Annotated in this window: 25 protein-coding genes; 20 read left to right on the top strand and 5 right to left on the bottom strand. The window is 47.3% G+C overall.

The features are described 5' to 3' along the window. From cysW to PWYN_RS09580, 4 genes are all read left to right on the top strand, one after another. Positions 1–867, top strand: a complete 867-nt coding sequence (gene cysW, locus PWYN_RS09595; RefSeq protein ID WP_036650737.1) for a sulfate ABC transporter permease subunit CysW — start codon at positions 1–3, stop codon at positions 865–867. A gap of 101 nt (positions 868–968) precedes the next feature. Beyond that, a complete protein-coding gene (locus PWYN_RS09590) occupies positions 969–1,184 on the top strand; it encodes a YezD family protein (protein ID WP_036650734.1) in 216 nt (71 codons plus the stop codon). A 545-nt stretch (positions 1,185–1,729) separates the two neighbouring features. Further along, positions 1,730–2,434 (top strand): hypothetical protein, encoded by a 705-nt coding sequence (locus PWYN_RS09585; protein ID WP_036650731.1) that lies wholly within the window; start codon positions 1,730–1,732, stop codon positions 2,432–2,434. A 208-nt stretch (positions 2,435–2,642) separates the two neighbouring features. Further along, complete coding sequence (locus PWYN_RS09580; protein ID WP_036650727.1) at positions 2,643–4,142, top strand: alpha/beta hydrolase family protein; 1,500 nt, start codon at positions 2,643–2,645, stop codon at positions 4,140–4,142. 479 nt (positions 4,143–4,621) lie between these two features. Here PWYN_RS09580 and PWYN_RS09570 read toward each other — a convergent pair whose 3' ends face one another. Next, complete coding sequence (locus tag PWYN_RS09570; RefSeq protein ID WP_036650720.1) at positions 4,622–4,930, bottom strand: hypothetical protein; 309 nt, start codon at positions 4,928–4,930, stop codon at positions 4,622–4,624. A gap of 188 nt (positions 4,931–5,118) precedes the next feature. Between PWYN_RS09570 and PWYN_RS09565 the strand changes: the two genes are divergently transcribed. Continuing rightward, positions 5,119–5,751 carry an NAD(P)-dependent oxidoreductase gene (locus PWYN_RS09565; protein WP_036650717.1) on the top strand — a complete coding sequence of 211 codons (633 nt, stop codon included), beginning with the start codon at positions 5,119–5,121 and terminating at the stop codon, positions 5,749–5,751. A 102-nt stretch (positions 5,752–5,853) separates the two neighbouring features. Continuing rightward, the gene (locus PWYN_RS09560) at positions 5,854–7,464 is read left to right on the top strand and encodes a bifunctional ADP-dependent NAD(P)H-hydrate dehydratase/NAD(P)H-hydrate epimerase (RefSeq protein ID WP_036650713.1); all 1,611 of its coding nucleotides are present in this window, start codon (positions 5,854–5,856) and stop codon (positions 7,462–7,464) included. A gap of 9 nt (positions 7,465–7,473) precedes the next feature. On the opposite strand, the gene PWYN_RS27990 is transcribed toward PWYN_RS09560, so the two are convergent. After that, positions 7,474–7,929, bottom strand: a complete 456-nt coding sequence (locus tag PWYN_RS27990; RefSeq protein WP_052087869.1) for a hypothetical protein — start codon at positions 7,927–7,929, stop codon at positions 7,474–7,476. Positions 7,930–8,201: 272 nt separating this feature from the next. Between PWYN_RS27990 and PWYN_RS09550 the strand changes: the two genes are divergently transcribed. The 4 genes from PWYN_RS09550 to sdaAA all read left to right on the top strand — a co-directional run bounded on the left by PWYN_RS09550 (position 8,202) and on the right by sdaAA (position 10,811). Continuing rightward, on the top strand, positions 8,202–8,648 hold the full coding sequence (locus tag PWYN_RS09550) for a GNAT family N-acetyltransferase (RefSeq protein WP_036650710.1): 447 nt from the start codon (positions 8,202–8,204) through the stop codon (positions 8,646–8,648). A 16-nt stretch (positions 8,649–8,664) separates the two neighbouring features. Continuing rightward, entirely contained in the window at positions 8,665–9,081 is a 417-nt protein-coding gene (locus tag PWYN_RS09545) for a GNAT family N-acetyltransferase (protein WP_036650706.1), read from the top strand. 135 nt (positions 9,082–9,216) lie between these two features. Beyond that, positions 9,217–9,936 carry an L-serine ammonia-lyase, iron-sulfur-dependent subunit beta gene (gene sdaAB, locus PWYN_RS09540; RefSeq protein WP_036650703.1) on the top strand — a complete coding sequence of 240 codons (720 nt, stop codon included), beginning with the start codon at positions 9,217–9,219 and terminating at the stop codon, positions 9,934–9,936. After that, positions 9,933–10,811, top strand: a complete 879-nt coding sequence (gene sdaAA / locus PWYN_RS09535; RefSeq protein WP_036650700.1) for an L-serine ammonia-lyase, iron-sulfur-dependent, subunit alpha — start codon at positions 9,933–9,935, stop codon at positions 10,809–10,811. The genes sdaAB and sdaAA overlap by 4 nt, the downstream gene beginning before the upstream one ends. A gap of 8 nt (positions 10,812–10,819) precedes the next feature. Here sdaAA and PWYN_RS09530 read toward each other — a convergent pair whose 3' ends face one another. Continuing rightward, positions 10,820–11,122 (bottom strand): hypothetical protein, encoded by a 303-nt coding sequence (locus PWYN_RS09530; RefSeq protein ID WP_036653626.1) that lies wholly within the window; start codon positions 11,120–11,122, stop codon positions 10,820–10,822. Positions 11,123–11,230: 108 nt separating this feature from the next. On the opposite strand from PWYN_RS09530, the gene PWYN_RS09525 reads away from it, so the two are divergent. The 3 genes from PWYN_RS09525 (at position 11,231) to PWYN_RS09515 (ending at position 13,608) form a co-directional block, all read left to right on the top strand. Further along, positions 11,231–11,425, top strand: coding sequence for a YwbE family protein (locus PWYN_RS09525; RefSeq protein ID WP_036650698.1), 195 nt, complete (start codon positions 11,231–11,233; stop codon positions 11,423–11,425). Positions 11,426–11,461: 36 nt separating this feature from the next. Further along, entirely contained in the window at positions 11,462–11,977 is a 516-nt protein-coding gene (locus tag PWYN_RS09520) for a YfiT family bacillithiol transferase (protein ID WP_157261124.1), read from the top strand. A 179-nt stretch (positions 11,978–12,156) separates the two neighbouring features. Beyond that, positions 12,157–13,608, top strand: a complete 1,452-nt coding sequence (locus PWYN_RS09515; RefSeq protein ID WP_052087777.1) for an IS1182 family transposase — start codon at positions 12,157–12,159, stop codon at positions 13,606–13,608. Between the two features lie 212 nt (positions 13,609–13,820). On the opposite strand, the gene PWYN_RS09510 is transcribed toward PWYN_RS09515, so the two are convergent. Then, positions 13,821–15,266 (bottom strand): transposase, encoded by a 1,446-nt coding sequence (locus PWYN_RS09510; RefSeq protein WP_036647382.1) that lies wholly within the window; start codon positions 15,264–15,266, stop codon positions 13,821–13,823. A 440-nt stretch (positions 15,267–15,706) separates the two neighbouring features. Next, positions 15,707–16,510, bottom strand: coding sequence for an HNH endonuclease (locus tag PWYN_RS09505; RefSeq protein WP_052087997.1), 804 nt, complete (start codon positions 16,508–16,510; stop codon positions 15,707–15,709). Positions 16,511–16,764: 254 nt separating this feature from the next. Between PWYN_RS09505 and PWYN_RS09500 the strand changes: the two genes are divergently transcribed. The 7 genes from PWYN_RS09500 to PWYN_RS09470 all read left to right on the top strand — a co-directional run bounded on the left by PWYN_RS09500 (position 16,765) and on the right by PWYN_RS09470 (position 26,897). Continuing rightward, positions 16,765–17,247, top strand: a complete 483-nt coding sequence (locus tag PWYN_RS09500) for a hypothetical protein (protein ID WP_157261123.1) — start codon at positions 16,765–16,767, stop codon at positions 17,245–17,247. Between the two features lie 53 nt (positions 17,248–17,300). Further along, positions 17,301–18,323 (top strand): LacI family DNA-binding transcriptional regulator, encoded by a 1,023-nt coding sequence (locus PWYN_RS09495; RefSeq protein WP_036650687.1) that lies wholly within the window; start codon positions 17,301–17,303, stop codon positions 18,321–18,323. Positions 18,324–18,437: 114 nt separating this feature from the next. Further along, positions 18,438–19,778: a glycoside hydrolase family 30 protein gene (locus PWYN_RS09490; protein ID WP_036650684.1), complete on the top strand. Its 1,341-nt coding sequence runs from the start codon at positions 18,438–18,440 to the stop codon at positions 19,776–19,778. A gap of 25 nt (positions 19,779–19,803) precedes the next feature. Then, positions 19,804–23,031, top strand: coding sequence for a hypothetical protein (locus PWYN_RS09485; protein WP_036650681.1), 3,228 nt, complete (start codon positions 19,804–19,806; stop codon positions 23,029–23,031). A 233-nt stretch (positions 23,032–23,264) separates the two neighbouring features. Then, entirely contained in the window at positions 23,265–24,194 is a 930-nt protein-coding gene (locus tag PWYN_RS09480; RefSeq protein ID WP_240479762.1) for an ABC transporter permease, read from the top strand. A gap of 18 nt (positions 24,195–24,212) precedes the next feature. Beyond that, entirely contained in the window at positions 24,213–25,103 is an 891-nt protein-coding gene (locus PWYN_RS09475; RefSeq protein WP_036650677.1) for a carbohydrate ABC transporter permease, read from the top strand. 111 nt (positions 25,104–25,214) lie between these two features. Next, the gene (locus PWYN_RS09470; protein WP_036650674.1) at positions 25,215–26,897 is read left to right on the top strand and encodes a type 2 periplasmic-binding domain-containing protein; all 1,683 of its coding nucleotides are present in this window, start codon (positions 25,215–25,217) and stop codon (positions 26,895–26,897) included. The last annotated feature ends 53 nt before the right edge of the window (positions 26,898–26,950 follow it).

The raw sequence follows: 26,950 nt of genomic DNA, 5'->3' as shown, positions 1-26,950 counted from the left end.
ATGGCGGGTACCGTTCCCATCTATGCCGCCGCTCGTCCAAAGAAGAGTTCATCTTCACCCGCTACCACAGAATCATCCCTAGTAAAGTGGGTTCTGATTGGAGCAGCCGGGCTGGTGCTCTTGTGGCTGATTGCTCTTCCGCTGATCATCGTGCTGACGGAATCGTTGAAGAAGGGGTGGGATGTATATCTGGCGGCCTTGACCGATCCTGATGCACGTTCGGCTCTTAGACTTACCATACTCATCGCTGCCATTACCGTTCCGCTGAATACGGTATTCGGGGTCATTGCCGCTTGGGCCATTACTAAATTCAGGTTCCGGGGTAAAGGACTGCTTATAACGCTGATTGATTTGCCTTTTGCGGTATCACCTGTTATTGGCGGAATGATTTTTGTACTGATCTTTGGCGCTCGGGGCTGGTTTGGACCTTGGTTGAGCGACCATGATATCAAAGTTGTTTTTGCCTTGCCGGGTATCATTCTGGCGACTTTGTTTATAACTTTTCCGTTTGTGGCGCGGGAATTAATCCCGCTTATGGAGGATCAGGGAACGCAGGAAGAAGAGGCGGCAATCACATTAGGTGCGAAAGGCTGGCAAATCTTTTTCAGAGTTACGCTTCCTAACATCAAGTGGGGTTTGCTGTACGGGATCATATTATGTAACGCGCGGGCGATGGGAGAGTTTGGTGCGGTTTCTGTAGTGTCAGGGCATATTCGCGGAGAAACCAATACGCTCCCATTGCATGTCGAAATCTTATATAACGAATATCAGTTCTCCGCATCCTTCGCGGTGGCTTCTCTCCTGCTGCTGTTAGCCCTCGTAACGATGATTATCAAAAGCTGGTTAACCCGTAAAAGTGTCCATTGACAGCCGTTTTGTTCCATGCTAATTTAAAACATAGTATGTAGGTAGGTAATTACGGGATTTATTTGGGATAAACCCCCGTCCGGGGAAAGGGAGGCTGGAGAATGGCTAAACCGCTGAAGGTGGATGAAATATGGTTGGAACGGATTGCAGAACTTTTGGATGATATGGAATTCGGCTCATTGCATATTGTTGTGCATGAAGGCCAGATTGTTCAAATGGAGCGAACAGAGCGTAAACGTTTTGAGAATAGCTCAGCACGAATTAGTGGAGAAGCCGGAAGCCGGCGGACCGATTCCCGTTCTGCAGGGCGGAGTTAGTGATCCCGTCAAGGGAATTCAGAGAATTTATAGTATAAAAGAAGGGGCTGTTCTATTAGTAGAATTTTCTACGAATGGGACGGTTCTTTTGTTTTTCAAAGTTGATCATGGACTACCAACGGTTTGCATGGATGCTTCTTATAAACGCAGTAACGTTGATTCAGATACAAGGCGCTTGCTATCTCTCCTATGGTAATCATATTACCCTTAGAAGGAATTTTTACTACTAATATAAGGATTCAACCCCCCTGGAGTCATTTAGAAGGAATTCTCCCCTAAAATTTCAGGTTTTGGCTCAATATAGATAGTTTCGTTGAATTTATAGGGAGTTTTTTCCTCTATAGGTTGATTAAACGGTTTTATTTATGATTTATAGGGAAAATCTCCCTCTAAACAGGGTATTAAGCTCTAATGGAAACAATAATTCAATTCAGACACGACGGCAGCCGGCCAGACGATCGGCTGACCTTTTCATTACGCTAATGGGCAGGATAGCTCGATAACCACTTGGACAAAATAACCAAAAAAGATGGAGGTTATTTCTCATGTGGTGGAAGCGTATAATTTTGGTTTGGGTAATAGGGCTATCTAACTTTACAGTAATGCATTGTACTGAAGCTTACAGCGAGGAGTCACCAACTAAATATAATGCCGATATTCAACGTAAGTGCTTGGAAGAGGTCCTTATTTTTGAACTACGTCCTAAGTTTATGAGCGTACTTAGAAAGGAGTATGATAATAACTTTCTCATCGGCAACGCTCGTATCATACCGATAAAGAAATCAGATTCTTATCCTTTACAAGAATTCATACTTGAAGGGAGAGTTACGAAGCAAGATTCTACATCGGATATAGTTCAAATCACTTTCAAAGCTAGTACAGATGGATACAAAGCGATTAATTTTCATGCTGTTAGCAATGAAAAGTCAGATGAAACGATGAATTTGGGTCTCTTTAAATTATCAGTAAACGATATTAATTTCGCTGAAATCAAGTGGTTAGTCAATAACCGAATTATGTTAAAGAAAAATGAAATTTATATACTTGTATCATTGTTAAAGGGAGTGCAGGAGGATAATATAACGCAATATAAAGGTCCTACTCCAAAAGGTGGCCCTGCCCGCATAATCATACATTTAAGATCGAATAAAAAAACAACTTTGGTATTAAACGGAGATAGTTTCCTATTGGAAGGTAAACAAGTTTATTTACCTGAAGTGAATGAGTTTATATTTACACGAATTAACTAACGGGAAACGATAGCGTAAAGAGCAGATTGCTGATGCCATCTGCTTTTTATATTGAAGTAACGGCAGTTTACAGTAACGAAACTGATACATTTTGGATTCCGAAACCGTCTTTATACTAAAGTAGCGAAGAAAGGAGGGGGGCTTAGGCTTGCCTGGAAGGTAAGATTGGAACAAATGAAAATGGAAACTTTTTAAAAGGAGACTTGAGATGAGATTGTTTGAATTATTGATATATTTGTCAAACATCGGCTTGTTTGCATTAACAGTCCTATTAAAAAAAGGACGGCGTAGAATTACAGTATTCGTTGCAAGCGGGATCGCCGCAGTTTTACTGGTCATTCATTGGACAGTGGAAGGATACAGAATTCAGCTGTTTTTCCCATATTGCATAACGATCATTTTTTTAGCGATTTCAGGTTATAGCTATTTAAAAAAAAACAGTTTCAAAAAAATCCCCCGATTCCTGTTGGGTTCAGTTTATACCGCAATAGCGATCATGCTGGTCGGAACAGCGGGCCTCATGTATGCTTTTCCTGTATTTAAACTCCCTGAATTGACAGGCGAATTTAAGGTAGGAACGCAAACTTTTCATTTCGTGGATACAAAGAGGGAAGAGATTTTCGACGAAGCCAGAGAGGGTAAGAGAGAATTGATGGTTCAGGTATGGTATCCGACTCAAGCTGGCAGTGGCAAGCGCGCTTCTTTTATTCCCGATACCCGGATTTTACGTTATATGGCTGCGAACTATGGTCTTCCCGGGTTTACTTTTCAACACCTGAAGTACGTATCCAGTCATGCTTATTCGGATGCAGAAATCTCTTCGGCACAGACTTCATACCCGCTGATCCTTGCGAACCCCGGCAACGGGTCTTCCAGGTTCCTTCACACAGCGCAAGCCGAAAATTTCGCGAGTCACGGATATATTGTGGCCGTGATCGACCACACCTACAATACATTAGCAACCGAGTTTCCGGACGGTCGAATCACGACTAGCACAACCGACGACTTATTCTCATCCGACGATGATTACCAGACAGGAAGGGAAATTCGAGATAAGTTGGGAAAAGTGTTAACCGACGATGTGTCGTTTACGTTGGACCAATTCGAGCTCATCCAATCGGGGCAGATTCCAAGTCATCTAAAAGGGAGGATGGATCTCGGTCATGTCGGGGTGTTCGGTCATTCCATCGGCGGAGCGACGGCCTATGACGCTTCTTACGATCCGCGAATCGTGGTTGGAATAGACCTTGATGGAGGGCTTTATCGACTGCGTGACACGGTGAGTCTGCGAAAGCCGGTTTTGTTCATCAACTCGGAAAGCTATTCCGAAAAATTAAAAAGGGTGATGGATAACCGGGTCTACACGGATACAGAGCTTAACCGTATGGGCTCGACAAGAGAGTGGGAGGATCAAGTAACGGAAGATAAAAAGTTGGAGCTTAAACGGATGAGCGAAGCGGTCGACGAAGGGGGACAAGTCCTCATTATCGAAAATACGGAGCATTTGAATTTTGCCGACGTACAGTTCATTTCTCCGATATTCAACTTGCTGGGCATTACAGGAAAGATTGCGCCCGAAAGAGCAAACTCCGTTATCAATGCTTATATGCTGGATTTCTTCGATATGTATCTGAAAAATCAAGGCGGAGCCTTAATGAAAGGACCGGATAGCCGCTTTCCGGAGGTGAAGTTCGTAACCTCGCTATAAATTACGGAGCAGGCTGCGTTTTTGATATGCTAATTTAGTATCAAAGTTAGACTAAAAAGGAAGGGAAATATAATGTGGATACCTGTTCTCTTACTTCTGATGGCAACGATATTATGCTTTTTTTTAATGTACAAACTTATTGGAATAATCCCAAGACTCAATAAGATTACTGCAAGTACTTTCGCCTTGTTACTTACGGCTATTTTCACTTATGAATGGGTAAATAACATAATAAACAATCTGTTTATGACTATGCCATAATTTAGTTATTCCGCTAACGGGAAACGATAGTTCAATGTAACAGTGACAGTCTATTGCTTTATTTCTCGTCCTTAGCGGTCACTGTTTCAATTTCTAGGGTAAGTCAAAAATTTATCTTATGGTCTCTGACGGTATGATAATTCGCAAAGCTGTCTATCCGACTCCCCACAAAAAGAGGGTGTCCCAAGTTATGGGACACCCTCTTCTGCATGTCTTGCTTAATAACGCGGTGTTCGCCGGGAAGTAGAAATACCCTCCACAAGCAGTATAAGAGCTGTAATTCCATGCATAACCCATCCGACAATAGGGATGAAGCCTATGATAGAGGTAACCACACCAACAACGTTCCCGATCACAGGTCCACGTTCCTTAAATAACACAATAATAGCTAAAGCATGAAGCAGGAATGCAATGCCTAGCGGAATCCATCCGTTAGCTAGAACAAATAATCCGCCGATAATCGGCAGTGCGAGGAAAGCCTCGTACGCAAAAGTTCCCCATTTTAGTAACTTGGCTAAAGGAGACATCTTAGTTCACCAACCTTTTTTAATGTATATTGAAAGTATATGTTTTAATAATTGCTTTTACGGCTAAAGACAGGAATCGTTTCATATTAACATCATTCTCTTACAAAAGGGTTTCGGATGGTGGATATAGGATAAATTATGATGGAAGGCCGGACTGTACTTTAAACTGAGAAAGCGAGGAATTTAAGATGAATGTTGTATTGTTTGGTGCATCGGGAAACATTGGACGGGCTATATTGCAAGAGGCCCTGAAGCGGAAGCATGAAGTTACGGCGACTGTACGTCAACCGGATAAGTTGGATGTTGTCCATGAACGTCTGCGTACGCTGAAAGTGGATATTCTGGACCCTGCATCAGTTAGCGCTGCTGCCCATGGGCATAAGGCTGCAATTAGCGCCTATGGACCGGAATGGGGACAGGAACGGGAACTGCTTGAGGCTGCAAGTTCGTTAGTAGAAGGACTGACTGCCGCAGGACTTAACCGACTGATTATAGTGGGAGGGGCAGGTAGTCTCCGAACGGAGTCGGGAGAAATGCTGATGGATACACGAGATTTCCCGACAGAGCTAAGACCGTTAGCTGCTGCGCATTCCGATGCCTATGAAATTTACAGCGGTTCGGAGCTGGATTATTCTTATGCCTCACCTGCGGCTGTTATTCAATCGGGCCGCCGTACAGGGCAGTTCCGTATCGGTCTGGATCAACTGGTAGTAGATGAGAACGGGAACAGTGTGATCAGTGTTGAAGATTATGCGGTAGCTATTATCGATGAGCTGGAAGAAGGCAACTACAGCCGTACCCGATTTACAGTAGCTTATTAGAATCTTAATAAAAGAAGAAGAGAGAAGAGAGAATAGATAAAGGGCAAGTAAAGAGTGTACGTGAAGATGCAGCGAAAGTGTAAGTGAACGGAGGGTTAAGCCATGTATGTGGTAACTGCAGAGCAAATGCGTCAACTGGACCGTGAGACCATAGAGGGCCTGGGCATTCCGGCGATTGCGTTGATGGAGAACGCCGGGCGGGCCATTGCGGAGGAGATTATTGCGCTATGCAAGCGGCAAGAGAAGGTAGAGCCCGCGGCTTGGAATGGGAGCCGCGAAGGGTTCCATGTCAGCGGAGATGCCGCGCTGACACTGGGCACTGCCGCCGCCGAGCGATGGCTCGTCCTGGTCGGCAAAGGCAATAACGGCGGCGACGGACTGGTCGCCGCACGTCACCTCAGCGAGGCGGGCATCGCCGTCACGCTGGTGTATGCTGTGCCGCCGGAGTCGCTGACCGGCGAAGCTGCCCTGCAGCGCGATGCCGCTGCGGCGATGGGCCTGTCCGCCGTAGTCTACGGCAGGGACAGGCTGGACATCGCCGCATACAGCGGCATACTGGACGCGCTGCTCGGCACGGGTGCCGCGGGTGCCCCGCGCGGCACCTATGCGGAGCTGATTGCCGCCGCGAACAGCAGCGGCAAGCCCATCGTGTCCGCGGACATCCCTAGCGGGCTGGACGCGGACACGGGGCAGACGCATGAGCCGTGCATTCATGCGTCCGTTACGGTATGCCTCGCGTTTCTCAAGCGAGGCCTGCTGCAGTACCCCGGCGCAGGAGCTGCCGGGCATATCGTGGTTCGCTCCATCGGGATTCCATCCGCTCTGGTGCGCAAACAGGGGTCAGCCGTGTACTGGCTGACCCCCGCCGTCCTTCGTGATGTTCTTAACGTGGATACTTCACGCCAACGTTCGCCCGAAGGACATAAGGGAACCTACGGGCATGTACTTCTTGCAGGTGGTACCCTGCGGATGAGCGGTGCGGGTCTGCTTGCCTCCCGGGCAGCACTGCGTGCCGGCTGTGGTCTCGTGACTTGGGCGCTCCCGCGGAGGCTGCTTCCCTATGCCATAGGTTCTGTACCTGAGCTTATGCTGGCAGAGGTTGGTGGCGAAGAAGACGGCAGTTGGAATAAGGATACCGCTGTGGAGGTGCTGAAGCTTAGTGCCGAGCGCGATGTTACCGCTGCCGGCCCCGGTCTGGGTCGGTTTGCGGGAGATACAGAGTGGCTGCGTTCCATTTGGGAAGGTACGGATTGTCCGCTGGTGCTGGATGCAGATGCCCTGAATATTCTTGCTGAAACCGACTACCGGATTTGGACAAGTCGTCGTCATCCGGTTATCTTGACTCCCCATCCCGGTGAAATGGCCCGGCTGGCGGGTATATCTACGGTTGAGGTTCAGCGGAACCGCATTCAATTGGCTCTTGATTATGCCCGAGAGTACAGCGTTACGCTTGTGCTAAAAGGAGCACACACCGTCATCGCAACCCCGGAGGGGCAAGCTTTTATTAACACAACCGGCAGCCCAGCAATGGGTACCGGAGGTGCCGGGGATGTGCTTACCGGTATGATTTCCGGCCTGCTTGCACAGGGATTGAATGCGACACAGGCTGCGGCATTCGGTGTATACCTGCATGGACTGGCCGGAGAAAGAGCGTCACATCAACGGCAAGATCCGTCTGCATTAATGGCTGGGGATATTATTGAAGCCTTATAGACATTGGGATCACATAAGCAGCAGGTAAAGCAGTGGAGCAAACAGCGCGAATACGGGGAGCAGCAGCGGTGCCCGATCTGTTATAAGCTCTGTGGCGTAGAAGATCAGCAGGAGCAATACCCCCGCTACGGCGCACTGCAGCCACACGCCACCTTCCTCCGCCGCTACCCACAGTCCGGCCCCGAGGCCCGAAAGTCCATACAATATCAGGCTCAAAACCGGAGATTTATGAGACAGTAGGCGAAGAAGGACGTCTGCTGCTAGAGATGCGGTCAATCCATAGACATAGACGGCATAGGGGATGGTGACCGGCCACCCCTGAGGTTTGCCTTCGATTTCCGGCACCCAGAGTACGAATAAAGACAGTAGAAGAAAGGTTAGCCCTGCGCATGCCAATTTACTGAGGGCATACATTCCGGCTGTCAGGCGGACGGACGGAATTTCGTCAAAATGGGTTTTGTTCATACTGGTTTTGTCCCCTCATTGGGAGCGAGATCCACCCTTCAAATGAAGCCGGCGTTACTCCTCCCGTTGTGATAACTTGATGTGCTCGTATATTTCTATTCACCCGCCCAAAAAAGGGTGCAAACGACAGGGAACGCCAAATGAATTTATGAAATTTTGTGATAATTACTAATGAACTTCGTCCATATGCCTTGTAGATTAGGTCAGATGGTACATGTTACATTGATATAATCAATAGAACATTCTATGGTACGTGAAGGAGTTGAAGTTGCATGGAATTACAGATCCGTAAAGCCTCCAATGAGGATATCAAGGGCTTATGTCGGTTAATGGAGCAGTTGAACGGAAGACCTCTTTTACCCGAGGAGATGGAACGCCGTCTTGATTTTATCGACAGGAGTCCTACAGAGGAGCTGTATGTGTGCACGGAGACTACCGGCGAGGGGAAAACATCTGTCTTGGGGGCCCTGGGCTTCAGACTCCGGGAAAATAATGAAAAGGGCCGTTACGGGGAAGTTTCCCTGCTGGTTACCGATCGGAGAGTTCGAAGACGCGGAATTGGTAAAAGTCTTATCGCTTATGCGGAACATTTGGCTTCCGAGCGAGGCTGCATAGGTACCTGGTTGGCGAGTGGTATGGGAAGGGTTCGTGAAGCCCATATTTTTTACGAGTCGATGGGCTATCAAATTACAGGGTATCGGTTCGTGAAGAACCGTTAGGGAGAGGAGCGGAGTCATGATTTATAGGGAAATGTTAGAACAAGATTATTCCGCTGCCTACAAGTTATGGGAGAAAACAGAGGGTATGGGGCTCAGTTCAGCTGATTCTGAAGAAGAAATTACGCGTTACTTACAGCGAAATGTCGGTTTAAGTCAGATTTGCGAGGATGAGGACGGTACTATTGCAGGTACGGCTCTATGCGGACATGACGGGCGTCGGGGATATATATATCATGTTGCCGTGAGCACCTCCTACCGGGGTATGGGTGTTGGACGGGCACTGGTGAACAGATGCCTGAACAAACTTCGTGAGGAAAGAATCGCCAAATGTCATCTAATGGTGATTGGAGACAATGAGGGGGGACGGGGTTTCTGGAGCGGACTCGGTTGGCAGTTTAGGGATGGGATTGCCCTGTATTCCCAGGATACATAACCATTTGTAAATGACGTTAATTATTAACGTGTAGGTATGTCGTCTGTGCAGTATACTATATTAAGCAATTCGGTTGGGTCTAAATCATATCTGTCGAATTTTTGAAAGTATAGTATTCAAGGTGGAGGCTTTTATATGAGATTTAAGGATGTATTCTCTATTATTGGCCCGGCAATGGTGGGGCCTTCGAGTTCACATACGGCGGGTGCGGCTCGAATCGGCAGAGCGGCCCGGCAGGTGCTGGGAGAAATGCCGCGCTTGGCGGAGGTTATTTTCTTCGGTTCGTTTGCAGCAACCTATCAGGGCCATGGAACGGATCGGGCGATTGCCGGCGGACTGCTGGACTTCTCCACGGATGATCCCCGTCTGCCTGATTCCATAGAACTGGCTGAAGAGCTGGGAATGGAAATATCATTCCGGCAAGGAGCAGGATTGTTTCCTCATCCAAATACGGTGCAACTGCGGCTAACTGGGAAAGATAGCGGCAGTGAGCTTACGCTCACCGGTATTTCTATTGGCGGCGGCAATATCGAGATTGTGGACATTGACGGCTTCGGCGTGAAGCTGAGCGGTATGTATCCTACGATTCTCATTAACCATATGGATTATTTGGGTGTTCTGGCGAGTGTAACGGATGTTATGCGCAAGGGGAAGTTCAATATTGGGCATATGTCCCTGGATCGAAAAAACCGCAGCGGGGCAGCATTAACCGTGCTTGAGCTGGATGAGTCGGCTACGCCGGAGCTGCTTCAAGATTTGAAGGCCTTGCCTGCTGTGAAATCGGTAACGCTGGTGGATCTAAACGAGATACAAGAATTGAAGCAAGACGATAAGGGGAAGGAAAGTACATCATGAATTTTCAAACATTAAGCCAGTTGGCTGTTTTATGTGAAAAACGTAATTTAAGCATCGGCGCCTTAATGCTCGAGGAGCAAAGTGCGGAATCCGGGCGAACCCAAGAGCAAGAATTCGCCAAGATGAGTCAATATTATGGAGTGATGAAAGAGGCTGTACACCGCGGTATGAATGAAAATACAACCTCGCGCAGCGGACTTACGGGTCTGGACGCCCAGCGTGTCGGTGCATATAATGCCGCAGCAGAACCCTGCCTGGGGGGCGCAGCTGGAGAAGCTATGGCCTATGCACTGGCGGTTTCTGAAGTGAATGCCTCGATGGGACGTATAATAGCAACGCCTACAGCCGGTTCTTGCGGCATTATTCCTGGCGTATTTTTAAGCTGTCAGCAACGCTTTGGGTGGGATGATGACTTCATGGTGTACGGATTGTTTGCTGCCGGAGCTATCGGTTATGTCATTGCCAATAACTCTTTTGTATCCGGTGCAGAAGGCGGTTGTCAGGCAGAGGTGGGCTCAGCTATAGGTATGGCGGCGGGTGCTCTAACGGAGCTGCGCGGCGGAACTCCGGCCCAGGCGATGCACGCTGTTGGATTGGCACTCAAGAACACACTGGGTCTGATCTGTGATCCTGTTGGAGGTCTGGTGGAGATTCCGTGTATTGTCCGTAACGGCTTTGGTGCGGTCACGGCACTTGCAGCAGCCGATATGGCATTAGCTGGTGTGCGCAGTGTAATCCCCTCTGATGAAGTTATCAAGGTTATGCTGGAGGTTGGATCAGCCATGCCTGAGAAGCATCGCGAGACCGCCGGCGGCGGATTGGCTCAGACCCCGACGGGCCGCAAAATCATGGAAGATTTACGGCGTGAAAAGTAAGACTCAGCTCAGTTCATCTTAAACCGTTTCAACTGATCCCATAGCCCCTCCTGCCGAAGGATTTCCGGTTGTTTAGGTCCGATGAGATCAAAGTGGGGGAACGGCGACCGATTATGAATATGCTGTGGAGGCAATTCGTTAGTAATACACCAGGCTGCAAGACGATCAAGGTCAGCGCAGCCTACCTTGGTGACGGTAGTGATACCGGGAAACCGCGGATCCAGCCAATAATGGGTTAAAAAGGCGATCTCCCCGTTAGAGACCGCTTTTTTCCATGCGTTTAATTCTTCTCTTTTCACTCCGAAGGCCATAGCTGTCTCATTCCCATCTGTAGATAAGTTGGCTCCATTATAACGCCATTCATTCTTTTGGTATAATAACAGCAAGAATAATTTCCGTTCAAGAAAGGGGTGATCGTAATGAATGGGCAAGTAAGAGCAGATATCCGTGCCGGGCTTGAGGTTGATATTGTACTGAAGCAGGACCAAGCCACCGGGAAGCTCACCCATGGCACCGTCAAAGATATTTTGACCAACTCACCCCGTCATCCGCATGGGATTAAGGTTCGACTTGCCGACGGACAGGTAGGTAGGGTCAAGAAAATTACCGGATAAGAATCAATGATTCCCCAGACAAAGGAGCGAGATATTATGGATGAGAGGTATCCTATAGGTAGCTTTGAATTCGAAGGAGACATTTCTGAACAGCAGCGTGAAGCTTGGATCCAAGACATAGAGGGAGTTCCTGCGAAACTTAAAGCTGCAGTTCATGGACTTAGCGAAGAGCAGCTTAACCTTCCCTATAGGGAGGGAGGCTGGAGCAGTCGACAGGTTGTGCATCACATTGCTGACAGCCATATGAATAGCTACATTCGATTTAAGCTGGCGCTGACGGAAGACAATCCGACGATTAGACCTTATTATGAAGATCGTTGGGCGGAGCTGTTCGATTCTACGGCAGATATTCATATATCTCTGGCGTTGATTGAGGCGCTGCATACCCGTTGGGTTATCCTGCTTAAATCGCTTACTGCTGAGGATTATAAGAGAACCTTTCATCACCCCGAGTCTGGAAAAACTACACCTTTGGAGTACAATCTGGGTTTCTATGCTTGGCACGGGAACCATCATATTGCACACATTACATCACTGAGAAATAAACTTTAAACTTCAGACGACCAATTCCGATAAATAGCAGGGAATTTTCTCGCTTAATTTCCGAAAACTCGGAAGTGGTCAGTGAAATAGGTGTATTTTATCAGACTGTTGAGAAAGTCCGAATTTCAACACGACACCGCGTTAATTTGGTATAATATAGATAACTTTGCTAGAAAGCGCGGTGTCTTATGTTAAACGAAAAAGATCAAGGGGATAGCGGAAAATATCAAATGGAGATGGTTTGTTTAGACCAGTTGGTTCCCTCCGATCACCTCCTTCGTTTGGTCGAAAAACATGTGGATTTTTCGTTCATTACCGAAAAGGTACGCCCTTATTATAGTGCAACCCAAGGAAGACCTTCGATTCCACCCATCCGTTTATTCAAAATGATGCTGATTGGCTACCTGTTTAACATTCGTTCCGAACGCATCCTTGAGCAGGACATTAACGTTAACCTTGCCTACCGGTGGTTTTTAGGCCTGGGCCTTAGTGAACCAGTTCCGGACCATTCCACGATTAGTTATAACCGGAATGGACGATTTCAGGGAACCGATGTCTTCCAGGAAATCTTCGACGAAGTGGTGCGGCTTGCCATTTCCCACCGCATGATTGCGGGGCGGCTCTTAATTACAGATTCGACGCACATCGAGGCGAATGCCAATAAAAATCGTTATACGCAGCAAATGACGAGTGAGTCCCCGCACGCCTATCTGCAAGAGTTGGAGACCGCAGTCCATGAAAGCCGCCGTGCTCACGGGAAAAAGCCATTAGCTCCTCCACGCGGGAAACGGGAGGAGGAGCCCAAAAAACTGAAAGTGAGCCTGACTGATCCAGAGAGCGGCTACATGAATCGTAAGAACAAACCGGAAGGATTCTTTTACTTAGACCACCGGACGGTTGACCACAAATACAATATGATTACCGATGTGTATGTGACGCCAGGCAATGTCAATGATTCAACCGTGTATATGGAGCGCTTAACCCGGCAACTGGAGACCTTTGGTTTTCGAGACACCCTCGAAGCCATAGCCTTGGATTCCGGATACATGGTGCCCCATATTTGCAAACAAACGACGCCATGGATGACTGTAATTGCCGAGCGGAAACCACCCAGCAAACCCGGCTTTCTCACGAAAGAAGACTTTACCTATGATGCGAAAAAGGATGTATACGTATGTCCATTAGGACAACCACTCACGTACCGAACGACGAACCGACAAGGCTACAACGAGTATATATCATCCAAGGGGCACTGCGCGGCTTGCCCGAAAGTCACTCAATGTACTGAAAACTCCAAGCACCAGCGTACGATTCAGCGGCATGTATGGGAAGACTTCAAAGAGAAAGTACACCAAAACCGGAAAAGTCCCGAAGGCGAGAAAATCTACAAATACCGCGCTCAAACCATTGAGCGTAGCTTTGCTGATGCCAAAAATCTCCACGGGTACCGTCGATGCCGAATGCGGGGCAAAGCCAAGATGCAGGAACAGGCATTGATGACGGCCATTGCACAGAATCTGAAGAAAATGGCCCGTCACTTAGCAAAGATGGAGGCCTATGCTTTTCATTTGTGTATGAAAAAGAGTAACCTTCACTACTTTAACCGTCATTTGGGTTTCCGCATGATATTTGCAGCTTGAAAGTTTGCTTTCTCAACAGTCTGATTTTATACACTTATTTCTAGCTTTTGGCGCTGTGATGTATGGATAGATGTACTTTGTACAATTAAAAACACGAATATGCCGGTTAAACCCCGGAATACCAAAGAATAGGTGTATAAAGGAGTCAATTTCATAATGCCCTGTGAATTAAAGCTGCAGTACTCCAAAAGCATATATTCTATTTTTAAAAATTAGGCGATTTGCTTCTTTTTTGAGATCTCTTGGTTTAGCTTTTCAAGTGCATACTTACACAAGTTGTAGGTGAGACAACTAAGTTCGAAATCCACCCTGGAACGTGTGTTTAACTGACGGCTACCCCCCATATTGAAATAAAGCTTCAAGTAGGCAAATACGCGTTCAATCGCTGTTCGCTTCTTAAATAACTTCTTAAACTTGCTACTTCCACGCGCCGGTGCTGTATACCGGCGAAGGTCTGTTTCGATTCGAATTTTGTGTACTTTCTGGCAACCTTTGTCGCTAAACGTACAGGTTTTACATTCTTTGGGACTTGTGTATTTTAGTGTTCCATATTTTTCATCAAAGCTATCGTAACTGTAGAGATGCCCTTGTTTACAAATCGGACGGCCTTCTTCATCCTGGCCCTCGGGCACTTCTTTCGCGTGCTGAATCATCGGAATTAACGCATAGGCTCCATTCCTTCGAGCCTGCTGGTAGACCGCTCCAGAATCATACCCTTTGTCTGCAAGCACATACTTCACCGTTAATTGAGGAAATTTTTGCTCCAACCCTTTCAGTAAAACAATAGCCAGTCGCTGGTCCGATACATGCCCAGAACTAAACAAACTGCTGACTATAAATTGACTTTGCGTGTCTACGAGCAGATTCGCTTTATATCCGTACCAGTACATCATCCGACCATTTCCCCGGGGGTCGCCTTTGCCACCGGTACTGGGATACTGGGGCATCTGAGCCAGCAGTTCATCGTAGCTGACGTCCAGCATTTCTGCTACTTTTTTCTCGAAGATGGTTAAGGATGCTTCGTATGCCGCCATTTGTTCTTCCCAAGCCGCCTTTTCCGTTTGAGGTACCCGTCCACGTTTATTCCGTTTGGGTTTTTCTGGTTTTTCGGGTATTGGGGCGGGCTGTTTTTCTTTAAGTAGGGCTTTGGCTGCTTTTTGGGGTTTTGCTGCCTTTCTGGGTTTCGTTTGTTCTTTTATTTTCGGATGACAATCCCAAGCCTCCAAATGAGAAGAATCCACCGCAAGTGTTTCGCCAGAAATAAACCCCTCCGCAATCGCCTGCTCAACAATCTGGTCCATCACGTTATTCAGCACCCCACACTGGTGCAGTTTTGTTGTAAGTCGTGAGTAGGCGGGACCACTTGGAATTCGATCGGATTCCGTAAACCGGCAACGTTTTCGAAAGGACTCATTGTCATGCAAGCGTCGAATGATATCTTTCACCGAAGGGATACGCTCCATTTTGCCAATCACTAAAGAGTAAATCATCGCCCGAGTATTGAGTTCTTCAGGCCGTCCCCGCACCGTACGTTTGTTAATTGCACGTAGAATCGTATTCATCGGGAGATAGTCCAGTACTGCCACACATTTGGGTTCAGCTTGCATGTTCATTAAATCTTCCATGGAGAATAGCTCTTCTTGTTGTATACTATACATGGGGTCCTCCTTCTTTCTCTCGTTTTGGTGTGGTAACTTAAACTTCGAGAAATTGGGTAGGTACTCCTTTTTTGTGTGCTCAAAATCCCTTATACATCAAGGGTTTTGAATTATGAAATTGACTCTAAAGTGCAATTAAACACCCTAAAGTGTGCTAAGGGAGAAATATAAGTGTAAGTTGTGCAACTATATAGATTGAAACCCATGTAGGTAGACGATTTGCCGAATTTGGCGCGGATACCCGGGGAGATACTTCTACTCTCATCCACAAACTTCTTGACGCTACCGGAATATGGATGATATGAGCAGAAAGAAACAGCATTCGGTGCCTAGTTTCTACCTTTGTCTTGATTGACAGGGGAGGCCACCGCTGCTGTTTTTTTGTTCATACCCGATTACTCGCTCGGACTACTCGCTCGGAACAGATTCGTTCAAATACCTTACCGGCCCATGAACTCTTCTACATATTGGTCGGCTTTGGTCTGATTGCAAAGGTTGCATGCACAGACACAGTTCACAGGTGTGGTGTGGCCGCCCTTGGCACGCGGAAGCAGATGATCAATAGTATCACCGTATAAGCCGCAGAAATAACAGGTATAACGATCCCGCGTCAAAATATAACGGCGAAAGTCCCTGTTGCTGAACAATCGGCGAATCGTGCGGCGGTTAACAACGACAGCGGCTTGTTCCTTCACCAGAATGACGGCAAGCTCCAGATCAATCTCCTGATGCCATCGCCGTCCCTTGTCGCTATGTCCCCGCATCAGAATCATGCCTTGAGCGGAGGGGATAAGTGCAGTGAAGTCCTGAGGATCAGGCTTCGGGCCTCTCGGGTAAACATGAGGACGCCGCTGCTCTGCTCCATGGCGCATCGCGATGGTGCTAACAGAAGTAAGCGATCGGTCCGGTTCCGGTAAGGATTGCACAGGGGTGGACAGTTCCCGTATCCCTACTGATATAGTCTGTAATTCAGGCAGCACCGGAACTGCTGTGCCGCTGCGTAAACGCCTCGGTGAAGAACGCGGTTTAGGCTTGGCTGCAGGCGGTGCTTCAAGAATTAATGAGGACGGCACAGGCAGCATCTTTCGGGATTCTACCTCCCGCTGTTTGCGGCAATCGCGGCAGGCACCGCGGCGGGACTGGCCCTTAGAACGTTTGCCGGTCCGGCGCCGAAATTCGGACAGAGGCTTATCCTGAAGGCAATACGCACATATTTTGGATGAAAGCGGATAGGTGTCGGTCATAAGCATGCTCGGATGGGCTGATGACGGCCCACGTCCTGTTCACCTCGTTATTATTTATTGTTTGGGGGATCAGCCCCGAAAGTTTACATTCTTCTCTCAAGTATAACGCAAAGTTAAACTGTTCACACCCAAGCCCGTGAGTTCAAACGTCCTCTAATGTGATATGGGTCTCGGCGTTTGTGAGGGAAATATTGTAAAGTGAGGTTAACTATCATGCTCCAAGGGTTAGGTATAAATGAAATGGGGGAATAGGAATGCAACAAGGGTACAAAAGACCGTTTGCTGTCACGTTATTGTATATTCTTCTTGCTTTTTTAGGTTTGGGTGCGATTGGGGGCGGGTCGGTGCTTATTATCGATCCTAGCGGAGAAATGATAGGTATGCCTGTTTCTCTTCTAGAAAGATCGCCCTTCTCCAATTACCTGCTGCCGGGTATTCTGCTGCTGCTCGTATTTGGTTTTTTGCCTATGCTCGTGATCTACGGATTGGTCAAAAGACCGGAATGGAAATTTGCCGATACGCTGAATCCATTCAAAGAACGGCATAGCTCATGGGCCTTGTCCCTATACATCGGCTTCGGGCAGATTATCTGGATCATGGTAGAGACTTATATGGTTAATGCGGTCGAGTTTATTCATGTATTTTATATGAGTCTGGGGCTACTTATTCAGGTAGTTACGCTTCTTCCTGTTGTACAGAGATATTTTGTACTGGACGATGCTGCAGAAAGACGTTAGAATGTCAGTGAACAGAAAGGGCTTTCATTCTCTAAGGGCAGAGGTGTACCGGATTGACAACTATATATGACATTGCGAAAAAAACCGGTTACTCACCAACAACCGTATCTAAAGCCTTCAATAACTATTCGGATGTTAGGGAAAAGACCCGTCTGGATATACTCAGAACGGCTCAGGAAATGGGATATGTGCCTAACGCACACGCCCGAACACTGACCACCAAGAAATCATGGACCATCGGGATCCTGTTCGTGGAGAGTACGGGAGTCGGTATTCGGCACCCCTTCTTTAGTGCAGTGATCGAGAGCTTCAAACAGGTTGCCGTTGCCAAAGGCTATGACCTCATGTTTATATCTAAGGATGTGGGAGGAAGGCAAAGCGGCTATCTGGAGAATTGCCGGACTCGTGGAGTCGATGGTGTTGTTGTCTTCTTGTCAGACTATGCTGATCCCTATTTCCAAGAGCTGCTGGATAGTAATATCCCGACAGTTATTATGGATTTTGAGACTCCTCAGTCCCATACAGTCTGCTCGGATAATTCAGCGGGTGCACTTCAGGCGATGGAATATCTGGTCTCGTTGGGTCACCGCAGAATTGCTCATATCTCAGGTGGTATGAACACTTTTCCGGGACGCAGGCGTCAGTTGGGATATGAGAAGGCGCTGGATCAATGGGGTTTAGAACGCCAGGAGTCATATATCGTAACAGGCGAATTCTATACGCTTGAGAGCGGTTATGAGGCCATGAAGCAGCTGTTAGAGCTTCCGGAACGACCGACGGCAGTCTTTGCATCAGGTGACTTACTTGCACTCGGAGCTATAATGGCGGCGAAAGACAGCGGCCTAAATGTCCCTGGGGACATCTCTGTCATGGGATATGACGATGTCGATATGGCAAAGTATGTTTCGCCGGCTTTAACTACCGTTCGCCAAGATACAGCCCTGCTTGGAAGTCGAGCTGCGGAGCTTCTTTTTGATACTATTAATGGTTCGCAAAAGGATCGTGAAGCATTAGTATTGCCTACACAAGTTATCGTGAGAGATTCATGTGCACCTCCAGCTGTGTCGGGGCGCTAGAAAGCTTAGTGCCGCTTTGCGCGGAGGCGCATTGTTAATTTTGTAAGAAGTAAAATTTTTTTGTGTAAATCGAAACCGGTTTCGATTATATTAAGAAAAAGGGAGATGAGCGTAATGGTAAAGGTACAAACGACTCTAACAGCAAAAAACACAGGGGATCGATTAAGTCCTGCTGAAGGCATTGTCTTTAAGGCAAAAGCTCAAGGACAGCAAGCTGATATCGTGCTGCAGCCGGAGGTTGGCTACCAGAAGATGCTTGGATTCGGAGGGGCATTCACTGAATCAGCCGCTTATACGCTATCCCGGATGAGTTCCGAGAAGCGGAGTGAAATCATTAACCGCTATTTCCATCCGGTGGAGGGACTGGCCTACAGCATGGGCAGAGTACATATTCACAGCTGTGATTTCTCACTAGGCAATTTCACGTATGTGGAAGACCACGACAAGGAGCTGGCGACCTTTGATATTTCCCATGATCATAAGTGGGTGTTGCCGCTGATCAAGGATGCTATGGAAGTAAGAGGCGGGGAGTTCACGATGCTAGCTTCTCCATGGAGTCCGCCGGCTTGGATGAAGAGCAATGGAGAAATGAATAACGGCGGTACCTTATTACCTGAATATGCCGATTCATGGGCGCGTTATTATACCAAATTCATTGAGGCTTACGGCAAGGAAGGTGTGCCGATCTGGGCGGTATCTGTACAGAATGAGCCGGCTGCGGTTCAGGTCTGGGACTCCTGCGAGTACACGGCCGAACAAGAAAGAGATTTTGTCAAAAACCATCTGGGACCGGTGATGCATGAGGCCGGGTTAGACGCAGTCAACATCGTGATCTGGGATCATAACCGCGATATCATGGTCGAGCGTGCTTCCATTGTTTTGTCGGATCCCGAAGCGGCGAAATATGTCTGGGGGACGGGTATTCACTGGTACGGAGGAGAAGAATTCGAGAAGGTCGGGCAGGTTCATGATCTGTTTCCAGATAAGCATCTGCTCTTCACGGAAGGCTGTCAGGAAGGCGGGGTCAAGCTGGGTGAGTGGTTCACAGGCGAACGCTACGGACGGAATATGATCGGTGATTTAAATCAGTGGACGGAAGGCTATCTGGATTGGAATCTGGTACTGGATGAGACCGGGGGACCAAATCATGTAGGCAATCTATGCGATGCCCCGATTATTGCGGATACGACTACAGATGAGATCCACTATAACAGTTCCTATTACTATATCGGCCATTTCAGCAAGTATATCGCGCCTGGCGCGGTTCGCATCGGGCTGGACTCGCAAGCAAAGGGTGTCTTGTCCACAGCCTTCCGGAACCCGGATGGAAGCCTTGCCCTTGTTCTGATGAATGAAAGTGACGAGGCTTGTTCCGTTACCTTAGAGCTCAGCGGTGACATCGCTGAATCACACTTGCCGCCGCACTCTATTGTCACTCATGTAATTTCTGAATAACTAACTGTTTGGGAGGATAATACACATGACTAATTATTTTTTTGATGCCGGGAAATTCGTAATTGAGGGATTTGATGAAGGGAAGCCGTTTGCCAGCTTTCTACCGGGACTGGCCGGGCTAAAAGGCATTCCGATGTGGACCTTCTACGTGAATCGGGGACAGGGGATTTGCAGCTTCGGCGTTAGGGATAAGAACTCTCCGATTATGGAGTTTTCCCCGGCGAACATTTCCTATAAGAACGTTGCGGCTACGGGTTTCCGTACCTTTATCAAAATCAAAGGCGAGCAGGAAATCTATGAGCCTTTTCAATCCGCGCGGCCCGATGCGGCGGCGAAGCGGACCATGACCGTTCTTCCGAACGGACTAACAATTGAGGAAAGCCATGCCGGGTATGGGTTGAAGACCCGTATTCATTACTTCAACCTGCCAAACGATGATTACGCAGCATTGGTTCGGCGGGTAGAGATAGAGAATATTAGCGGGCGGGAGATCGAGCTTGAGTTGCTGGACGGTCTGCCTGAAGTCCTGCCTTACGGCGTTGAGAACAGCAGCTATAAGGAGATTGGCAATCTGCTGCGCAGCTGGATGGATGTATACAATTTGGAGAACAGTATTCCGTTCTACAAGCTGCGTTCCAGTACGAATGATGATGCACAGGTTAGCGAAATCACTAGCGGTCATTTCTATCTGTCCTTTACGTCAGAGGGGGAGAAAATTGCGCCGATTGTAGATTTCGAGGTTGTGTTCGGGGCGAATACCTCGCTTGCTTATCCCGACCGTTTTGCCGAAATGCCACTTTCAGAGCTATTGAAGCTGCCGCAATATCCGGTGAATAAGGTTCCATGCGGGTTCAGTGGAGTGACACGCACTTTAGCCTCAGGCGGCAGTCTACTCCTTAGCACACTTGTTGGGCACGTCAATGATATCGACAAAATCAATCAAAAATCCAATGTATTATGTACAGAAGCTTATATAACTACTAAAGCGCAGGAAGCCGCGAATTTAACCGGGGAGCTGACGGCTGACATTGCCACGCATACGTCATCGCCATTGTTCGATGCCTATTGCCAGCAGTCCTATTTAGACAATTTCCTGCGCGGCGGATATCCGTTTATTTTTGACAATGGAGCAGATGGCAATGTGGTTCATCTTTATTCTCGTAAACATGGTGATATGGAGCGGGATTATAACTTTTTCTCACTGGCACCGGAATATTATTCACAGGGGAACGGAAATTTTCGGGACATGAACCAGAATCGCCGCAATGATGTGTTTTTTAATCCAAAGGTAGGCAGCTTTAATATCAAAATGTTCTACAGTCTGATACAGGCAGACGGTTATAATCCGCTGAGTGTGCTAGGGACGAGCTTCGAAGTGAAAACTGAGCATGCCCATAAGCTGGAAACCTGGCTTGAAGGAGCTGCACCCGATCATCATGTAGAGCTGGTCAAGCTGTGCAGAGGGAAATTCACTCCGGGAAGGCTGATCAATTATATTGCTGACCATAACCTTACGCTGACCGTGAGCGAGGATGAATTCCTGACGTTTATCCTTTCTGTTTCGCAGCAGAATATAGAAGCTTCTTTCGGTGAAGGCTTCTGGTCTGATCATTGGACGTATAATCTGGATCTGGTTGAGGGCTATCTGGATATTTTTCCGGACAAAAAGCAAGAGCTGCTGTTTGATGATGAGAGCTACGCTTTCTATGACAGCCCTGCCTATGTTCAGCCACGCAGTGAGAAATATGTGTTGAACGGAGACAAGGTCCGCCAGTATGGTGCTCTCTTGGAGGATGAGGAGAAGCTGCACAAGCTGCATCGGAAGGCAGGGGATACTCATTGGCTGCGAACGGACGGCGGACATGGCGCCATCTACCGCAGTAATTTATTCGTGAAGATGTTTTCTCTTACTCTGAATAAGTTCGCTACCCTTGATCCATACGGAATGGGTGTGGAGATGGAGGGCAACAAACCGGGCTGGAATGATGCTATGAACGGCTTACCGGGACTGTTTGGTTCAGGGATGAGCGAGACATTTGAACTGAAGCGAAATGTAGTCTTCTTGCTGGATTTGCTCGCAGATCGGAAGAATGAAGGAAAGACCGTTGAACTGCCGGTGGAAATCTCTCAATTTCTAGAGAGTGTTAACCATTCGGTGATTTCAGTACTTGATGGGGAGCTTACGCAATTCCGTTATTGGGATACTGTTGCAACGGCGCGTGAGGTTTATCGCGAATCTGTTCGTTTTGGAATTACAGGCCTGCAATCCGTAGTTTCACTTGAGGATCTCAGGAGGGTTCTAGCTAGATTTCTGGTCAAAATCGAAGAAGGTATCAGCCAAGCGATCGCGCTCGGCAACGGGCTGACACCGACTTATTTCCGCTTTGAGGCTACAAGCTTTCAACCTGTAACGGATGATGAGGGGAAACCGGTAATCAGCGCTTACGGACTTCCAAAGGCGGTAGTAGAGGGATTTGAAGTCTTTGCGCTTCCCTATTTTCTAGAAGGTCCGACACGCTGGTTGAAGACACTGAAAGACCGTGATCAAGCAAAGAACGTCTATCATTCTATCAAAAAAACAGGGTTGTACGATCCCAAAACGTCCATGTACCAGACCTCAGTCAGTCTTGAAGCGGAATCTCATGAGATCGGGCGCATGCGGGCCTTTACACCAGGCTGGCTTGAACGGGAGTCGAATTTCCTTCATATGACTTACAAGTATTTGTTGGAGCTGTTGAAGGCCGGGCTTTATGAGGAGTTCTACGGAGAACTCCATACTTCGCTAGTACCGTTCCTTGATCCTGCAGTGTACGGGCGCAGCACTTTAGAGAATTCGTCGTTTATTGCTACAGGAGGAAATCCGGATCCCGGTGTTCATGGTCGAGGGTTCGTGGCCAGACTTAGCGGTTCCACCGCCGAATTCCTCAGCATGTGGAGAGTTATGATGGCAGGTAAAAAGGTGTTCTCGGTTGTAGACGGAGAGCTTGCGTTAAGCTTGGCTCCGGTTTTGCCGGGCTGGCTGTTCGATGAGCGTGGAAATCTCTCTTTTACTTTCCTCGGAAGCACTGAAGTGACCTATTACAATCCGAAGCGGGCAGATACTTTTGGCGAGAACGGGGCTGTAATAAAGAGTCTGAAGTTGGTTTATCAAGACGGAACCGTGATTGAAGTTGCCAGTTCGCTGCTATCAGGGGGACATGCGGAAGCCTTGCGCCGAGGAGAGATAAAAGCAATTAAAGTAGTACTGGAATAAGCGGAATGGGGGTTATTTTACGGTGTGATACAAGCAACCCGAAAAATGGACCCCCTATTCCAAAATATGAAGCCTTACTACTTCAGGCGAAAGCAAATACAATAAATATATAGATTGTAAGCGCTTTTAAAGGAGCTTAGAGAGAAGACAGCCTGGAGGTTTGGAAGATGAAAAACAATAAAACTGAGGGGGGAGCGATACCCCTGCAAATGGATCCAATGATACCGGAGGGTATGAAAAGCAGTTTGAACCCGCGACATAGACTCTGGAGGAGAATCGTAGCCCAGCGACATTTACAAACCATGGCTCTCCTCGGTGTAGTGTGGATGTTTATATTCAACTACATTCCAATGTACGGAATCATAATTGCTTTCAAGGAGTTCAACATCATTAAGTCGATTTCCGAGGCCCCTTGGGTAGGTCTTACCCATTTCAAGGAGTTTCTAGCGGATGACAATTTCGGGAATGTCATGAAAAACACACTGGGTATAAGTTTAATCAAGTTGTTTATCGGATTTCCGTTACCGATCATATTCGCCCTTTTTCTAAATGAGATTCGCTCAATCAAGTATAAGAAGGCCATTCAGACGATTTCCTACCTGCCCCATTTTCTCTCTTGGGTAGTGCTTGGAGGGATTCTCGCTACATGGCTGGCAGATGTAGGGATTGTCAACCATGTGTTGATGGCGCTAAATGTTATAGATCAACCGATTACGTATTTGGCTGAACCTAAGCATTTCTGGACCATTATCATCACCTCTGACATCTGGAAAGAGCTTGGTTGGTCAGCCATCATCTACCTGGCAGCGATTGCCGGCGTGTCTCCCGAGATGTATGAGGCGGCAACGATTGATGGAGCCGGAAGGTTCCAGAAGATGTGGTTTGTTACTCTTCCATCCATCAAATCAACGATCAGTATCCTGTTTATTCTCGCCGTCAGCGGAGTGTTGAACTCCAACTTTGACCAGATCCTGGTTCTGCGCAATTCACTAAATGACAGCTCCAGTAACGTTATTGATTATTATGTATACCAAACGGGCCTTCTTTCGGGTCGTTACTCTTATTCTGCTGCTATCGGGCTGTTCAAATCAGTTATCGCTCTCATTTTGCTGCTGATTGCCAATCAAGTATCCAAAAAAATCAACGATACATCGTTGTTTTAGGCCAAGGAGGACCTGCACATGTTTGCTCTGAAGAGAAAAACGACGGGCGAAGTCATCTTTGATCTAGCCAATAATGTTTTCATGTTATGTATATGCTTCATCACCCTATATCCTATCTGGTACGTACTGATCAATGCCTTTAACGATGGTAAAGACGCTATGCTGGGCGGTATTTACTGGTGGCCCCGCATGTTCACCTTTAAGAATTTCGAAGCCGTATTCGCAAGCCCCGGCATTATGCAAGCCATGTGGATTACCGTGGCCAAGACATTAGTCGGTGTAGTTGCCCACGTATTCTTTACGGCCATGGTTGCTTATGCACTGTCCCGTAAGGATCTGGTTGGTGGGAAGATTTATATTCTGATGGGAACGGTAACTCTCTTTTTCGGGGGAGGGCTCATTCCAACCTATCTGCTGATTCGGGATCTACACCTGTTGGAGAATTTTTGGGTCTATATTATCCCGGTGTTGTTCAGTTTCTTCGATCTGATTATACTTATGACCTTCTTCCGGGAAATTCCGGAAGGATTAGAGGAAGCAGCCCGGATTGACGGAGCTAATGACTGGTCTATCTTCCTACGAATTGTATTGCCGGTATCTATGCCTGTCCTCGCTACCATCGCGTTATTCCATGGTGTCTATCAATGGAATGATTATTTTACGGGGATGATTTACATCAACAATGAGAGCTTGCAGCCGATCCAGACGTATTTGTACCGGGTTGTGGCGCAGTCCAGCTCTAGCCAGATGATGGTTGCCGTTCAAGGCAGCGCCCTTACTAAGACGGTGACATCACAGTCGATTAAGCTGGCTACCATGGTCGTCACCACACTCCCGATTGTGTTCGTATATCCGTTCCTACAGCGTTATTTTGTCAAAGGAATGATGATTGGCTCCATCAAGGGTTAAGTGAAGAATGGAACCTAAAGTTCCAGCACTACGGTAACTCCTCCAGTCGTTTACAGCGATCCTGGAGTTATAACTTATAATTATACATTCTCAGAAAAGGGGTAAAAAAGCATGGGAATAAAACGTAAGCCAAAGAAAATGGTGCTGATGTTGCTGGCATTAATTATGACACTCTCAACAGCAGCTTGTTCAAGCGGCAACGGTGACAAGAATAACGAGGGAAAGGCTAACAACGGGAAAACGGCAAATGCAACAACAGAGCCTACAAAGGCTCCGCCATCTGCGGATGAACCAGGATGGATGTCGGATACTTCACCGATTACTTTTGACTGGTATTTGAATTTCGCCTGGTTCCCTAATAAATGGGGTGTAGACCCAACCTCCAAATATATTACGAAAAAAACCGGTGTTGATATTAACTTCATCGTTCCTGCAGGTAATGAGAACGAGAAGCTGAACACCCTGATTGCATCTGGCAAGCTGCCTGACTTCATTACGCTGGGCTGGTATGAAGATGCTGTGAAGAAAATGATCGAGGGCGATCTCGTCCTTCCGCTCAACAAATTAGCTGATGAATATGATCCTTACTTCTTCAAAGTATCGGATCCCGACAAGATTGGATGGTATACTCAACCTGACGGCAATATTTATGGCTATCCTAATGCTTCTTCTTCCCCAGCCGACTACGAGAAATATGGAGATACTTATGTATCCAACCAAACCTTCGTTGTCCGCAAGGATATGTACGAAGCCATTGGTAGCCCGGATATGCGCACACCGGAAGGATTCCTGAATGCGTTGAAGCTGGCTAAAGAGAAATTCCCTGATATTAATGGACAACCGATCATTCCACTGGGTCTGCATGAATTTACCGCAACCGGTAACGATTCGTTGGAACAATACATTCAGAACTTCCTAGCTATTCCAAGACAAAAAGACGGCAAGCTGTATCAACGTGAGGCAGACCCTGAGTACATTGCCTGGATGAAGACACTTCGTCAAGCCAACCAAGACGGATTGCTTGCTAAAGATATCTTTATCGACAAACGTCCACAAATGGAAGAAAAAATCGCTCAAGGCCGTTATTTCGCAATGTTGTATCAACGTTCTGACTTCGCTGCACAGCTAGGTACGCTGTATCAACAAGACCCGAACAAAATCTATATCGCTGTAGACGGACCTGCTAACACCAAGATGGATGCACCGACTCTGAACGGCCCTGCTATTTCCGGCTGGACAGTAACCCTTATTTCCAAAGACGTGAAGGATAAAGCTCGTGCTATCAAGTTCCTTAGCTACCTGAACAGTGAAGAGGGCAATAAGGATCTTTACTTGGGTGAAAAAGGCGTCAGCTATGATACTATTGATGGTAAAGATCAATTCAAGCCTGAAGTATTTGATCTGATGAATAAAGACCGCTCAGCATTTGACAAGCAAATCGGTTCTTCCTTTACTTTCTGGATGCTTATGAATACAAATATTACAGCTCAATGGACACCTAAATCTGTAGAGCCATTCAAACAACTGGAAGACTGGACGAGAGGAAAAACACAAAGTATCTCTGAGTTTGACCAGATTGATCCAATGGCCAATTCTCCTGAAGGTATCATCTTAGCTAAAACGAAAGAGCTACGCAGCAAAGTTCTTCCTAAGGCGTTGATGGCTCCATCCGATGCTGAATTCGACAAGATTTGGACAGAGTACCTCAACAAACAAAAGGAACTGGGCTTTGATAAGGTGCTAGCTTTCCAACAAACGAAATATGAAGAAAACAAGAAAAAACTAGGTATGTAATATAGCACTGTTCAAAACGCCCGCTAACCGCGGGCTTTTGGGCGTTTATAATA

It is taken from the genome of Paenibacillus wynnii, assembly GCF_000757885.1.
Classification (GTDB): Bacteria; Bacillota; Bacilli; order Paenibacillales; family Paenibacillaceae; genus Paenibacillus_AQ; species Paenibacillus_AQ wynnii.
Note: the sequence above shows the minus strand (reverse complement) of the source record. Positions and strands in the feature narration are given on the sequence as shown.